At 60.1% G+C, this 13595-nt stretch carries 10 protein-coding genes and 3 pseudogenes; 7 read left to right on the forward strand and 6 right to left on the reverse strand.

Annotated features, from left to right (window positions below; genetic code table 11):
• Positions 1-21: 21 nt before the first annotated feature.
• Both B4968_RS11285 and B4968_RS11290 read right to left on the reverse strand, forming a co-directional pair.
• Positions 22-471, reverse strand: coding sequence for a methyltransferase family protein (locus B4968_RS11285; RefSeq protein WP_083099127.1), 450 nt, complete (start codon positions 469-471; stop codon positions 22-24).
• A gap of 221 nt (positions 472-692) precedes the next feature.
• Entirely contained in the window at positions 693-1661 is a 969-nt protein-coding gene (locus B4968_RS11290) for an MBL fold metallo-hydrolase (protein ID WP_083099129.1), read from the reverse strand.
• Positions 1662-1829: 168 nt separating this feature from the next.
• Here B4968_RS11290 and B4968_RS11295 point away from each other — a divergent pair, with 168 nt between their 5' ends.
• The 4 genes and pseudogenes from B4968_RS11295 to kynA all read left to right on the forward strand — a co-directional run bounded on the left by B4968_RS11295 (position 1830) and on the right by kynA (position 5261).
• Positions 1830-2582 carry an SDR family NAD(P)-dependent oxidoreductase gene (locus B4968_RS11295; RefSeq protein ID WP_083099131.1) on the forward strand — a complete coding sequence of 251 codons (753 nt, stop codon included), beginning with the start codon at positions 1830-1832 and terminating at the stop codon, positions 2580-2582.
• A complete protein-coding gene (locus B4968_RS11300; protein ID WP_083099133.1) occupies positions 2582-2998 on the forward strand; it encodes an MmcQ/YjbR family DNA-binding protein in 417 nt (138 codons plus the stop codon). The genes B4968_RS11295 and B4968_RS11300 overlap by 1 nt, the downstream gene beginning before the upstream one ends.
• 64 nt (positions 2999-3062) lie before the next feature.
• Positions 3063-4256 carry a kynureninase gene (gene kynU / locus B4968_RS11305; protein WP_083099135.1) on the forward strand — a complete coding sequence of 398 codons (1194 nt, stop codon included), beginning with the start codon at positions 3063-3065 and terminating at the stop codon, positions 4254-4256.
• Between the two features lie 148 nt (positions 4257-4404).
• Positions 4405-5261, forward strand: a pseudogene (kynA, locus tag B4968_RS11310) (tryptophan 2,3-dioxygenase).
• Positions 5262-5542: 281 nt separating this feature from the next.
• Here kynA and B4968_RS11315 read toward each other — a convergent pair.
• Positions 5543-6124: a TetR/AcrR family transcriptional regulator gene (locus B4968_RS11315; protein ID WP_083099137.1), complete on the reverse strand. Its 582-nt coding sequence runs from the start codon at positions 6122-6124 to the stop codon at positions 5543-5545.
• Positions 6125-6226: 102 nt separating this feature from the next.
• On the opposite strand from B4968_RS11315, the gene B4968_RS11320 reads away from it, so the two are divergent.
• The gene (locus B4968_RS11320) at positions 6227-6691 is read left to right on the forward strand and encodes a (2Fe-2S)-binding protein (protein WP_083099139.1); all 465 of its coding nucleotides are present in this window, start codon (positions 6227-6229) and stop codon (positions 6689-6691) included.
• 4 nt (positions 6692-6695) lie between these two features.
• Positions 6696-8932, forward strand: a pseudogene (locus B4968_RS11325) (xanthine dehydrogenase family protein molybdopterin-binding subunit).
• Positions 8933-9028: 96 nt separating this feature from the next.
• Here B4968_RS11325 and B4968_RS11330 read toward each other — a convergent pair.
• The 3 genes from B4968_RS11330 to B4968_RS11340 all read right to left on the reverse strand — a co-directional run bounded on the left by B4968_RS11330 (position 9029) and on the right by B4968_RS11340 (position 12673).
• Positions 9029-9781 (reverse strand): gamma-glutamyl-gamma-aminobutyrate hydrolase family protein, encoded by a 753-nt coding sequence (locus tag B4968_RS11330; protein ID WP_083099141.1) that lies wholly within the window; start codon positions 9779-9781, stop codon positions 9029-9031.
• A gap of 253 nt (positions 9782-10034) precedes the next feature.
• On the reverse strand, positions 10035-10460 hold the full coding sequence (locus B4968_RS11335) for a GlcG/HbpS family heme-binding protein (RefSeq protein ID WP_083099157.1): 426 nt from the start codon (positions 10458-10460) through the stop codon (positions 10035-10037).
• 80 nt (positions 10461-10540) lie between these two features.
• Entirely contained in the window at positions 10541-12673 is a 2133-nt protein-coding gene (locus tag B4968_RS11340) for a malate synthase G (protein ID WP_083099143.1), read from the reverse strand.
• 352 nt (positions 12674-13025) lie between these two features.
• On the opposite strand from B4968_RS11340, the pseudogene B4968_RS11345 reads away from it, so the two are divergent.
• Positions 13026-13595 (forward strand): annotated as a pseudogene (locus tag B4968_RS11345) (aminopeptidase N); the annotation flags it as partial.

A 13595-nucleotide genomic window follows, 5' to 3' on the forward strand; every position in this document is an offset into this window, starting at 1 on the left:
GATACCAAAGCATCGCCCCGCTCACAGCCACCGGCGTGTCTTTTGCTCATAGCGGGCCCAATCCGCCCGAAAACTGCGCCGCATCCTGTCTTCTTCGCCAGTGATGAATCGTTTTTCCAAAATCCAGGTCAGCGCCGGGATCAACGGCAGGGCCAGCACCGCGTCAAAATAGAGGATCAAACCGGTCAGGATCATCACATCTGCCAGGTAGATCGGATTGCGGCTGCGCTTGAAAATACCCGACTGCACCAGATGGCTGGGCGTCTCATGCGGCAGAATGGTGGTTTTCTGGCGGCGCATCTCAGTGATCGCCAGGCCAATCAGCACCAGCCCGCCGCCAACCAACAGCCCCCCCAGAAGGTCGGCCCAGACCGCGCCAAACCCCAGCCCCATCGGCAGATAGCGCGCCTGACACCAGGCCAGAGCCAGACAGACCATCAGCCAGGCCGGAGGAGTGTCGATCCATTTCATCAAAAGTTACTTTCATCAAAGCCAAAAACCGCAGGTTTCCGGCCGGTCGGCGGCACCCTTCCCGCATCCGGGCGCAAGGTCCAGAGTTTCGCCAGCCCCTGCTGGCAGAAAAGAACAGGATGCCTCTTTAGGGCAGCCAAACCACGACGGCGTCCCCAGAGGCAATATGAACCTGCGCCTCTGCGACAAAACGCGCCCGCTATTGCAGCATTGATCGGCTGTTATTCCCACTCCATCTCTTCAAAGACGCGGCCTGCGTTCTTGGTGGCCAGCTCTTCAAAGGTATCAAGCCCCCGCCACTGCGTCTGGTCGACGTAATAGGCCCCGGCCAGATCGCCGGCCTCGTCGATATGCGCGCCTATCTTGGCCCGCAAATCGGTGAGGTAGTCCAGGGTGTAGCGCCGCACCTGCGCCAGATTGGTCGGATGGCCATGTCCGGGGATCAGGTAGGTCGGCGCCATCGGCTCCAGCTTGTCGACCCAGGTTTCGATCCAGCAACTGGTGCAGGTATGGGGAAAGATGGGCAGCATGCGCTCGTGAAAGGCAATGTCGCCGGCAATCATGATTTTCCACTCGGGGATCCAGACCTGTACATCGCCCGGATCATGCGCCGGGCCCAGATGCAGCACCTCAATCGCGACGCCCCCCAGTGTGAGATCATAGCGCGCGTCAAAGCTCAGGTTGGCATGCTCCATGCGGGTGTCGCCTGCGCGATCCTTGTTGTAGCTCTGCATCCGCTGCAGGATGAAATCGCCATTCTTTTGTGTCTCGGCAATGGCGTCGGCATGGGCCAGCACATCGACGCCAAGATCGCGCCAATAGCCATTGCCCAAAACCGCATGGCCCTGACCGTTCTCGTTAATCACCAGCACCACCGGCTGATCCGTTACTGCCCTGATCTCGGCATGCAGCGCCGCCGCCAGCGCATTTGACGCACCACCATTCACCACCACCACCCCGGCATCGGTCACGATAAAAGACAGGTTGTTGTTATGGCCGGCATTTTCATAGGTCGGAGGCGCTGTGGCGCCAATTGCGGAAAACACATGTGGGATAACCTCGACCGGCTTTGCGTAGAGCTCTGATTGGGGGTATTGGTCTGCAATGTCTTCACTGGCCGCCACAGAGGTAGCAATGCTTAAACCGGACAGGCCTAGGCCCGCGAGCGTGGCAATGGACAAGATCTTCATTCTATATCTCCCAGGTGGAATCCAGCAGTCTGCGTCCGCAAATTATTCACACTTGCGAATATGATTGTAAATCCCTCATTCCGCTTGCGCCCCTGCCTGTGACGGAACGGCGCGCTTGCGCCCTGCCCTCCCGCCGATACTTTGGAAAAAAACTGGAGGAGTAGAGATATGGATTTGAGCGGAAAACACGCGCTTGTCACCGGTGGAGGCACAGGGATCGGCCTGGCAATCGCCAAGGCCCTGGCAGAACAGGGCGCGCAGGTGACCATCACCGGGCGGCGTCAGGAGGTTCTGGAAGAGGTGGCCACCAAGGGGCTTTTCCCGATGGCGATGGATGTGCGCGACGAGGATGATATCATCGCCAAGATCGCCGCCGCAGTTGAGGCCCGTGGCCCCATTCAGATCTGCGTCGCCAATGCGGGTGTCGCCGAGGGCCACGCCCTGCACAAGACCAGCATGGAGTTCTGGCGCAACATGATGTCGACCAATCTCGACGGCGCCTTTCTGACCATCCGTGAATCCCTGAAATCCATGCGCGGCACCGATTGGGGCCGGATCATCACCATCGCCTCTATTGCCGGGCTGCGGGGCCTGAAAGGCGGCGCCTGCTATACGGCCAGCAAACACGGCATGATCGGTCTGACCCGCGCCATTAGCGAAGAATACATGGGCACAGGGTTCACCGCCAACGCGATCTGCCCCGGCTACGTTGACACGCCCATCGTCGACCGCAATATCACTTCAATCGCCAGCCGTGCCGGGATCAGCGAAGAAGACGCGCTGAAGGTCATGGTCAATTCAAACCGCCACCAGCGCCTGATTGAACCCGAAGAGGTCTCGGCGGCCGCGCTGTGGCTTTGCGGCCCCGGCTCGCAGTCCATCAACGGCCAGACCATCGAGATTTCCGGCGGTCAGACCTGATGAAGCGAGCGGAATTCAACCTCTTTTGTGCGACCTTTCCGGCAGCGGAACATGTGGTGCAATGGGGGAATTCCGATGTGTGGAAAGCAGGCGGCAAACTCTTTGCCGTCTGCGGCTGGGCCGGTGGCAAGGATGCTTTCACCTTTAAGGCCGGAAAAATTGCCTTTGAAGTCTTGCAAGACCGTCCCGGTGTTCGTCCGGCTCCCTATCTGGCCTCGCGCGGCATGAAGTGGTTGCAGCACTTTGCTGAGCCCGGCCTGACAGATGCCGAGCTACAGGACTGTATTACCCTGTCCTATCAACTGGTCACCGCCGGGATCTCAAAACGAAAACGGGCCGAGCTGGGCATTCCTGACCCGGCTACGCAACAGGCCCAGGGAAAAAGCAATCTGCCAGACACTGGACAGCACCGCTGAGATCGGATACGGAATTCAAAAAGCTTTAAGCTTGAAGTATCCAACCCCACTCGGGAGAGTCCAAATGACCGATTTTGCCGCCACCAAGGCGATGTTCGAGCTGCCCGAGGGCATGATCTACCTTGACGGCAACTCGCTTGGCCCACTGCCTAAGGCGGCCAAGGACCGTGTCGCGTCGATGATCAGCGATGAGTGGGGCAAGATGCTGATCACCGGCTGGAACAAGGCTGGCTGGATGCAGCAACCCACCGCCATTGGCGATCGCATTGCTCGCCTGATCGGGGCTGAGGCTGGCCATGTGGTAATGGGCGACACCCTGTCGATCAAGGTCTATCAGGCAGTTGCCTCAGCGCTGGAGCTGAACCCAACCCGCAGGGTGGTGCTGTCAGATAATGGCAACTTCCCGTCGGATCTCTATATCGTGCAGGGGCTGCTCAAATCGCTTGGCGCAGACTATGAGCTGCGGGTGGTGAACCCCGAGGATGTCGCCGACAATATCACCGATGATCTTGCCGTTTTAATGCTGACCGAGGTGGATTACCGCACCGGACGCAAACACGATATGAAAGCCCTGACCGGGCTGGCCCATGCCAAAGGCGTGGTGACGGTTTGGGATCTGGCCCATTCTGCAGGTGCCTTGCCGGTGGATCTGGCGGGCTGCAAGGCGGCTTTTGCCGTGGGCTGCTCGTATAAATACCTCAACTCTGGCCCTGGTGGTCCGGCCTTTATCTATGTTGCGCCCCGCCACGTTGATGCGGCGCGCCCGGCACTGTCGGGCTGGCTGGGTCATGAGGCTCCTTTTGCCTTTGATCTCGACTATCGCCCAGGCACCGGCATTGAACGGATGCGCGTTGGCACCCCGCCGGTGATCCAGCTGGCAGCTCTGGCGGCCTCGATGGATATCTGGGATCAGGTTGATATGCAGGCGCTGCGCGCCACCTCCATCGCGCTTTGCGACCGTTTCATTGCAGGTATTGAGGCCAGCTGCCCCGAGCTGACGCTGGCCTCGCCCCGCGACGGAACAACGCGCGGCAGTCAGGTGTCGTTTGCCTTTAAGCACGGCTATGCGGCGATGCAGGCGCTGATTGCCCGTGGGGTGATTGGCGATTTTCGCGCCCCCGATATCATGCGCTTTGGCTTTACGCCGCTCTATATCGACGCGGCGGACGTGGACGGTGCTGTGGCAATTGTTGCCGATGTGATGAACAACCGGCTGTGGGACCAGCCGGAATACAAAATCCGCGCGGCTGTCACCTGATGCAATGCCCCGGCCCAAAGACCCTGCCGCTGTGTCGGCCGGTTGGCTGGGTGGCGCTGTGGCGTCGTCTGGCCCAATGCGGCACGTTAAATAAGAGGATCGTCGCCTTTCCCTGAGCTATAGTATTTCTAGGAAAGGGAACGATCCAATGAGTGCCCCAGATACCGCCGCAAAAACCTGCCCGTTCAATCCCGCCGAGGACGGCGCCCAGATGGATTTTGACGGCCATATGTCCTATGGGGACTACCTGTCGCTTGAGAGCATATTGCACGCGCAGCACCCCCACAGCGACACCCATGACGAAATGTTATTTATCATCCAGCACCAGACCTCTGAGCTATGGATGCGGCTGGCCATTCACGAGTTGCAGGCGGCGCGGGACAGATTGCTGCAGGGGGAGACCCGGCAAGCGTTCAAGATGCTGGCGCGGGTGGCACGGATCTTTGAGCAGCTCAACTCTGCCTGGGATGTGCTGCGCACCATGACGCCCTCGGATTATACCGCCTTTTGCGACGCTTTGGGCCAAAGCTCTGGTTTTCAGTCGCACCAGTACCGGTTGATCGAATTCATGCTGGGCAATCGCAACAAAGCGATGCTGAAACCACATGCCCACCGCCCCGATCTGCTGGCCCTGCTGGACGCCGAACTGGCGCAGCCCTCGCTCTATGACGTGGCGCTGCGCGCCCTGCACCAGAGTTTTGCCCTGCCGGACGCGGTGATCAATCGGGATCTGTCGGAGGCCTATCAGGTCAGTGACGCGGTTGAGGCCGCCTGGAGCGCGGTGTACCGCGCCCCTGAAGACCATTGGGAGCTTTATGAGCTGGCGGAAAAGCTGGTGGATTTTGAGGACTACTTTCGCCGCTGGCGCTCAACCATGTCACCACAGTGGAACGGATCATCGGCTTTAAACGCGGCACTGGTGGCACCGGTGGGGTGAACTACCTCAAACGGATGCTGGACGTGGAACTGTTCCCCGAGCTTTGGCACCTGCGCACCACACTTTGAGCAAGACGCAACTGGGAGCAAGACGCACAATACAGGAACGTACAACACGGGGACACACAACACGGGACGGTGAGACGCTGAACAAAGTGAGGGGGGGCTCCCGCCCGTCATCGCGCGTCTTACGACGCACTCTTCCCGTTGGGCCCCGCGCCGCGTTTCACGCGGCGCGGGCTGCGTCCAGCCCCCCGTTTACGCCATAAAACCCCATAGCCCCAATGCAACGGGGCCCAATGCGCACCGGGGGGCCAATGCGCACAGGGAGCCCAATCGTCAGCCCAGCGTCAACGCCGCGACAGGCCCCGGGCGCACAGGGCTGCGTAGGCTGCCACTCCGGCCTGATACTCCGCATAGGTTTCTGAGGTGTGCTTCACGCCTTTGAGACAGGCACAAAACAAGCCTCCAAGGGTGTCGGCATCACAGATCAGAACGACACGCCCCTGCCCCGCCTCGGCCACCAGCCAGGCCGCGTAAAGCGCCTGCAACTGCGCCTCGCCCCGTTTGATCATATCCCCGGCGACGCTCATACTGGCTTCAAGCAGCTCCATGCCATGCGCCGAAGACATCATCGCCTCCATCGTCTCACCGCCGTGCACCGCAAAGGCGCGATCCAGCTTTTCCAACAGCGTAGCCCCCTGTGCCAGTGCTGCGGCGATGTCATTGCGCGCCGTGTCATAGTAGATCTCAACAAGCGCGCAAAAGATCGCCTCTTTGTTTTTGAAGTGCAGATAGAGCGCCGGACGTGACATGCCCGCGCCGCGCGCTATGTCGTCCATAGATGCCTTGCGAAACCCATAGGCAGAAAAGCTCGCCCAGGCCGCGTCCAGGATGATCTGTGTTTTGTGATCAGGTGCAGAAATCTTCATGATCCGGTTCTGACAGTTCACCTAAATAATGTCAATTGACAGACTGACAGTTTTCGTGCATTTTGTCAAAGCCCCTTCGGACCCAGCAAAAAGGCCAGTCCCATGTCAAAAACCCTGCGTATCAATGGCAAGACTCATGAGGTGGACCTCCCTGATGATGTGCCGCTTTTGTGGGTGCTGCGCGATGAGATCGGCCTCACCGGCACCAAGTTCGGCTGTGGTGTCGCGGCCTGTGGTGCCTGTACAGTGCAGGTCGATGGCGAGGCCATGCGATCCTGCCAGATGCAGCTTGGCGATATCGAAGGAGACATTACCACCATCGAAGGCCTTGGCACGCCAGACAATATGGCCAAGATCCAGACCGCCTGGGTCGACCATCAGGTGGCGCAATGCGGCTATTGCCAGTCCGGCCAGATCATGCAGGCCGCCAGCCTGCTGGCCGAAAACCCCAGCCCTACCGACGCGGATATCGACGAGGCCATGCAGGGCAACCTGTGCCGCTGTGGCACCTATCCGCGTATCCGCGCCGCCATCCACTCTGCCGCCAAAATGATGCAGGAGGCCTGACCCCATGGCCAGCTTGAAAAAAATCGCCCGCCGCAGTTTCCTTGTCGGCTCTGCTGCCATTCTGGGCGGTGTCGCCTTTGGCACCTACAAATACCACCAGGACGCGCCCAATCCGCTGCAGCCAGCCAAGGGCAAGGCCATCCTGAACCCCTTTGTCTTTGTCGACCAGTCCGGGGTCACCCTGATCGCGCCACGGGCCGAGATGGGCCAGGGCGTGCACACCTCCTGGGCCGCTTTGATCGCCGAGGAACTGGACGTAGACCCCAATGCGGTCAATGTCATTCACGGCCCCGCCGCCAAGGCCTATTACAACAGCGCCATGCTGTCCGAAGCGCTGCCAGGGCGCGGCTATAACGCCAGCGAGTTGCAGCACTCTCTGGGGCAGATCGTGGGGAATTTCTCAAAATTCCTCGACCTGCAGGTCACCGGGGGATCATCCTCGATGCGAGACGGATTTACCCGCATGCGCATGGCCGGGGCCACCGCGCGAAACCCTGAAAGAGGCGGCAGCACAGAGACTGGGCGTCTCACGCGCATTGCTGGAAACCAAAGATGGCCATGTTCTGGCCCCTGGCGGCGTAAAGCTGGCCTATAGCGAACTAGCCGCTGAGGCCGCCGCAATCGCACCACAAGAGACCGAGCTGCGACCTGCGGCACAGTGGAAATACATCGGCAAAGCCGTGCCACGTGTGGATATGGTGGGTAAGGTCACCGGCACCGCCGGGTTTGGCGTCGACACCCGCATTGAGGGCATGCGCTTTGCTGCCATCAAACAAAACCCGCATTTTGGCGCCGGTATGCGCAGCTTTGATGCCAAGGCTGCAAAGGCCATGGCCGGTGTCGAACATGTCCTTGATCTTGGCGATGCTGTCGCCGTGGTTGGCACCAATACCTGGCTGGCACAACAGGCGGTTGATGCAATCTACGTGGAGTGGGAAGCTCCCGACTATCCAGAAACCACAGAAGCCATCTTTGCTGAGATTGCCGCCGCCTTTGACGCCGCGCCGAACTCTACCCTGCGTGACGACGGCGACGTTGACAGCCTGCCTGCGGGGGCTGAGCTCATTGAGGCCGAATACCGCCTGCCCTATCTCGCCCATGCCACCATGGAGCCGATGAATGCCACCGCCCTGTACACCGGCGATGCGCTGCAGATCTGGGCCCCAAATCAGGGCCCTACCGTGGTGCAAAAATCCGCAGCCGACCTCACCGGGCTGGACCCTGCGGCGGTGAGCGTAAACACCACCTTTCTGGGGGGCAGGTTTTGGCAGGCGTATTGAGGTGGACTACGCAAACCGTGCGGTGCAGATCGCGAAGCAGCTAAAGGGCACCCCGGTGCAGCTGACCTGGTCGCGAGAAGAAGACATGCGGCACGACTATTACCGCCCCGGTGCCATCGGCCGCTACCGCGCCGCCGTCAAGGATGGCAAGGCCCTGATGGTGCATGGCAAGATCGCCGCCCAGTCCACCACGCAGGAAGGCGCTGCGCGCATGCTGGGCCTGCCGATGTCCGGTCCAGACAAGGGACACGTCGATGCCGCCTTTAACCAGCCGCTGGCGATCCCCAATTTCCGCGTCGAAGGCTATATCGCCAAGCCAATGATCCCGGTCGGGTTTTGGCGTTCGGTGGCGGCCTCGTTCAACGGGTTCTTCTCGGACAGTATCATCGACGAGATGGCGCATAAGGCGGGGCGTGATCCGCTGGAGTTCCGGCTTGAACTCGCCCGTGCCGAATGGGAGCCTGCGGCACAAGTGCTGGAAGCGGTGCGCGAGATGTCCGGCTGGGAGGCCAAGACGCCTGATGGCGTTGGTCGTGGCGTGGCCTTTGCCTATAGTTTCGGCACCCCCGTGGCGCAGGTGATCGAGGTCGAGGACCGGGACGGTGACATCGCCATCACCAGGGCCTGGATTGCAGCCGATCTGGGTCTGGCGATTGATCCGCAAAACATCGAAGCACAGCTGTTCAGCGGCCTCACCTATGGGCTTTCGGCAGCCTGTTTTGGTGAGATCACCTTTGACGGGGGCGCTGTTGAGCAGGAAAATTTCCCGGATTATGACGCCATGCGGATGCCAAATATGCCGCGGGTCGAGGTCGCTGTGCTGCAAAACCAGAAACACATGGGCGGCGCTGGTGAACCGGGCACGCCGCCTGCGGCTCCGGCGCTGGCCAATGCTCTGTTCGATCTGACCGGCACCCGCGCCCGCGAGCTGCCGCTGAACAAGCACTTCAGCTTTTTGTAGCTGACCTTCCCCTCACTCGCAGTTTCCAGTTGGTGAGGGGCACTTTAATCAAATGAGGGGGTGGCTATCGCCTCCCCCTCCCAGTCATCTCGGGAATTAGCCCCTGGCTTGCCAGTCATGCACCGCCTGCCCAAAGGCGGTGAACAAAGGTCGTGAGACCGGGTCATTGGCGGCATCCCATTCCGGGTGCCACTGTACCGACAGGGTAAATCCGGGCGCATCTTTGACGTAGATCGCCTCTGGGGTGCCATCGGGCGCCACGCCGTCAATAACGATGTTTGCCCCAGGCGTCTTAAGCCCCTGGCCGTGCAGGCTGTTGGTCATCACCTCATCGGCGCCAAAGACTTTGCTAAACACCCCCCCGGGTGTCATCTTCACCGGGTGGCGCAGCGCAAATTTCTCTTCCAGCGTTCCGTCCGGAGGCATGCGGTGGTTCATCCGCCCCGGCAGATCGCGGATCTCGGGATACAGCGTGCCGCCCATGGCAACGGTGACTTCCTGAAAGCCACGACAGATGCCAAAAAAGGGCTGGCCGCGCTGAACGCAGGCCCGCACCAGCGGCAGCACAATCGCATCACGTGCCCGGTCAAAGGCACCATGGGCTGCGGTCTCAGCCTCGCCATATTCGCTGGGGTGCACATTGGGACGTCCGCCAGTGAGCAAAAAGCCATCAAAGCTTTCCAACAGCTCATCGACCGACAAAAAGCGCGGATCAGACGGGATCAGCAGCGGCATGCAGCCCGCCACCTCGGCCACGGCCTCAGAATTCATGGTGCCACCGGCATGGGCCGGGTATTGATCGTTGAGCAGATAGGTATTGCCGATAATGCCGACTTTGGGACGCGCCATGGGGACTCCGGTTGGATAAAGAACCACACAAGGCTAAGCCCTCAAAGCCCGGCCCGCAACCACTGCAGCGACGGAAGGCCGCACAGAACAGGCTGCGTAAATGCAGATTGTCACGTCACTCCCCACCTGAGGCTGCGCCTGCGACAGATGGGTGCTCTTTATCCACCGGAGAAACAGGCAGAAGGTCGTGCAAAAAAAAGCGGGCACCCTTGCAAAGGCGCCCGCCAATTTCTGGCAATAAATCTATGCGCGATCAGATTTCGCCAATGATCCCTGCCGCGTCAATGCCCGCCATCGCCGCGATGGCATCATTGTCAGAGGAGTCGCCAGTCACGCCAACCGCGCCAATCACAGTACCATCAGTGTCGCGCAGCAGCACGCCGCCGGGAACCGGGACCACCTGGCCGCCAAAGAGACCATTCACAGCTGTCATGAAATAGGCCTGTGCGTCAGCGCGGGCCATTTGCGCGGTCCCCGCCATGCCCAGCATAACGGAGCCGTAGGCTTTGGCGTGGGCAATTGCAAAGCGCCCCGGAGCCGCGCCGTCTTCACGTTCAAACGCCTGCACATGTCCACCGGCATCCAGCACCACGACCGAGAGCGGCTTCAACTGCAGTTCGCGACCTTTTTCCAAAGCCTTGAGGATGATGGTGCGGGCGGTTGTCAGGGGAATCGTCATGATTTTATCCTTCTGTCTGTTTGTCTGTGTCACATAAAAAAGGCCAGGCAGTTGGCCTGACCCTTTATCTGTCGTGCGGTTTAGCTTGCCGCCTTCAGCTCAAGACGGCGGGCATGCAGCACCGGCTCTGTGTAGCCAGAGGGCTGGATGCGCCCTTTGAACACCAAATCGCAGGCCGCCTGAAAGGCAATGCCGTCAAATCCGGGCGCCATCGGGGTATAGCTGGCATCAGAGGCGTTTTGCCCATCCACCACTGCGGCCATTTTCTGCATCGCCGACATCACACGGTCCTCGTCCACAACGCCATGGTGCAGCCAGTTGGCCAGCGCCTGCGAGGAAATCCGGCAGGTGGCGCGGTCTTCCATCAGACCAACGTTGGTCAGATCCGGCACTTTCGAGCAGCCAACGCCCTGATCCACCCAGCGCACAACATAGCCAAGGATACCCTGGGCATTGTTCTCGATCTCGTGGCTGATCGCATCCTCCGACAGGTTTTGCCCCTGCATCACAGGAATGCTGAGCAGATCATCCAGCGTACCCCGTGGCCCCGCCGCGCGCAGCGCATCCTGCTGTGCCAGCACATCGAACTGGTGATAATGGGTGGCATGCAGCGTCGCGGCAGTTGGCGAGGGCACCCAGGCGCAGGTGGCGCCAGATTTGGGATGGCCAATCTTTGCCGCCAGCATCTCGCCCATAAGGTCGGGCATCGCCCACATGCCCTTACCGATTTGCGCGCGGCCTTTCAGGCCACAGGCCAGACCGATATCGACATTGCGGTCCTCGTAAGAGGCGATCCAGGCGGTGCCCTTCATCTCACCTTTGGGCAGCATTGGCCCGGCTTCCATCGAGGTATGGATCTCGTCGCCGGTGCGGTCCAGAAAGCCCGTGTTGATAAAGGCGACGCGGGATTTGGCGGCCCGGATGCATTCCTTGAGATTCACACTGGTGCGGCGCTCTTCATCCATGATGCCAATCTTGACGGTATTGGCAGGCAGGCCCAACGTGGCCTCGACATGATCAAAGATACGGCAGGCAAAGGGGACCTCTTCGGGGCCGTGCATCTTGGGCTTTACCACATAGACCGAACCTTTCAGCGAGTTGCCGCCTTCAGATTTCAAATCATGCATGGCGATCATCACGGTGATCATCGCGTCCAGAAATCCCTCGCCCGCCTCACGGCCTGCGCTGTCCAGCACCGCCGGGTTGGTCATCAGGTGCCCAACGTTGCGGATCAACAAGAGCGAACGTCCCTTGAGACTGGCAGCCGCGCCCGCCGGGGTCACGTAGTCCAGATCCGGGTTCAGCACTCGGGTAAAGCTCTTGCCGCCCTTGGTAACCTCTTCAGCAAGATCGCGCTTCATCAGGCCCAGCCAGTTGGTATAGGCGACAACTTTGTCCTCGGCATCAACGCAGGCCACCGAATCTTCGCAATCCATGATGGTGGAGAGGGCGGACTCAAGAGTGATGTCATTGATCCCGGCCGCGTCTGAGGCGCCAATATTGCCGGCAGCGTCGATCTCGATCACCGCATGCAACCCGTTGTTTTTCAACAGCACCCGGCCAGGGGCCTCGGCATTGCCCACAAAGCCCGCAAGCTGATCCGCGTTCTGCAGCGCGGGAACCAATGCGCCATCGGTGACAGAGAGCCCGGTGATGTCTTCCCAGGAGCCACTGGCCAGCGGGAAGGTCTCGTTCAGGAAATTCCGGCCCCAGGCAATGACCCGCGCGCCACGCGCCGCATCATAGCCGCCCCCAGAGGGCAGATCCCCCATGGCGTCTGTGCCATAAAGCGCATCATACAACGAGCCCCAGCGGGCATTGGCCGCGTTGAGCGCAAAGCGCGCATTGGTGATCGGCACCACCAGTTGCGGCCCCGGCGTTGCGGCGATCTCAGCATCGACGTTCTGGGTGTCGATCTCAAAATCATCGCCTTCGGGGACAAGATAGCCAATGTCGCGCAAAAACGCCTGATAGGCGGCGGCATCCTGTGGTGCTCCGCGCTGTGCAATGTGCCAGGCATCAATCTGGCTCTGGATGTCGGCGCGCCGTGCCAACAGCGCCCGGTTCTCATCACCCATGCCATTGACCAGACCAGAAAGCCCGGCCCAAAAATCCGCTGCAGTCACATCGGTTCCCGGCAAAGCCTTGTTTTCAATAAAGTCCGCCAGTTCAGATGCCACCTGCATCCCGTCGATATTGCGCATGCCACCCATTGGTCTTCTCCTTGCCGGTTGCCGATTTATTTCCCGAATACAGGAAAAGTTTCCTATCGGCAACATATGCGGTAAAGATACTTTACCAATTTTGACGACGATCTTTCAAATCCAGTTTGCTAATCCTTGCTGTCTTCAAAAAGGCCACCTGCAAACCAGCTTGCAAACAGGGCAGGCAAATCAAAACAGCGCCGCACATCCGCACATCCGCCCGTGCACAGCGTGCATAGCGCGCATTTTCCACGACATGCGCTTGCCCGCAGCACAGCCATTGCCTACCACTAGGACAACCACAGGACCGAGGCGGCCATACCGGCTGTCTCACAGGTCGCGGACAGACGAGGAGAGCACGATGACGGCAGCGGCAACACCATCCCAACAAGAGACCCCCGAGACCTTTTATCTGAAGGACTACACCCCCTTTGGTTTTGAGGTGGAGAGTGTGGAGCTGACCTTCCGTCTTGCGCCCAGCGCCACACGTGTTCTGAGCCGGATCTGCTTTACGCCAAAACCCGGCACCGCAGACCCGCGGTTCTTTTTGCAGGGTGAAAAGCTCAAGCTGATCTCGGCCAGCATTGACGGCGCTGACGTGACGCCCGATCTGAGCCCCGAGGGGTTGAGCTGCGCCGTGCCTCAGACGCCCTTTGTCTGGGAATGCGAGGTCGAGATTGATCCCGCCGGCAATACCGCCCTTGAGGGGCTTTATATGTCGAACGGCATGTATTGCACCCAATGTGAGGCCGAGGGTTTTCGCAAGATCACCTACTATCCCGACCGCCCCGATGTCATGAGCACCTTCACCGTGCGCATCGAGGGCGAAGAAGAGGTCCTGCTGTCCAATGGCAACCCAACCAACAGCGCCCCAACCAGCACCGGGAAGAGCTTTGCCCAATGGCATGACCCCTGGCCCAACCCCGCCTAT

This window comes from Pseudophaeobacter leonis, assembly GCF_002087335.1.
Taxonomy (GTDB): Bacteria; Pseudomonadota; Alphaproteobacteria; order Rhodobacterales; family Rhodobacteraceae; genus Pseudophaeobacter; species Pseudophaeobacter leonis.

What these genes read in the sequence shown, in the direction of transcription:
- B4968_RS11320 (WP_083099139.1), top strand. Translation starts at nt 6,227, where the DNA reads ATGTCAAAAACCCTGCGTATCAATGGCAAGACTCATGAGGTGGACCTC.
- kynU (WP_083099135.1), top strand. Translation starts at nt 3,063, where the DNA reads ATGACCGATTTTGCCGCCACCAAGGCGATGTTCGAGCTGCCCGAGGGC.
- B4968_RS11290 (WP_083099129.1), bottom strand. Translation starts at nt 1,661, where the DNA reads ATGAAGATCTTGTCCATTGCCACGCTCGCGGGCCTAGGCCTGTCCGGT.
- B4968_RS11285 (WP_083099127.1), bottom strand. Translation starts at nt 471, where the DNA reads ATGAAATGGATCGACACTCCTCCGGCCTGGCTGATGGTCTGTCTGGCT.
- B4968_RS11300 (WP_083099133.1), top strand. Translation starts at nt 2,582, where the DNA reads ATGAAGCGAGCGGAATTCAACCTCTTTTGTGCGACCTTTCCGGCAGCG.
- B4968_RS11335 (WP_083099157.1), bottom strand. Translation starts at nt 10,460, where the DNA reads ATGACGATTCCCCTGACAACCGCCCGCACCATCATCCTCAAGGCTTTG.
- B4968_RS11295 (WP_083099131.1), top strand. Translation starts at nt 1,830, where the DNA reads ATGGATTTGAGCGGAAAACACGCGCTTGTCACCGGTGGAGGCACAGGG.
- B4968_RS11340 (WP_083099143.1), bottom strand. Translation starts at nt 12,673, where the DNA reads ATGGGTGGCATGCGCAATATCGACGGGATGCAGGTGGCATCTGAACTG.
- B4968_RS11330 (WP_083099141.1), bottom strand. Translation starts at nt 9,781, where the DNA reads ATGGCGCGTCCCAAAGTCGGCATTATCGGCAATACCTATCTGCTCAAC.
- B4968_RS11315 (WP_083099137.1), bottom strand. Translation starts at nt 6,124, where the DNA reads ATGAAGATTTCTGCACCTGATCACAAAACACAGATCATCCTGGACGCG.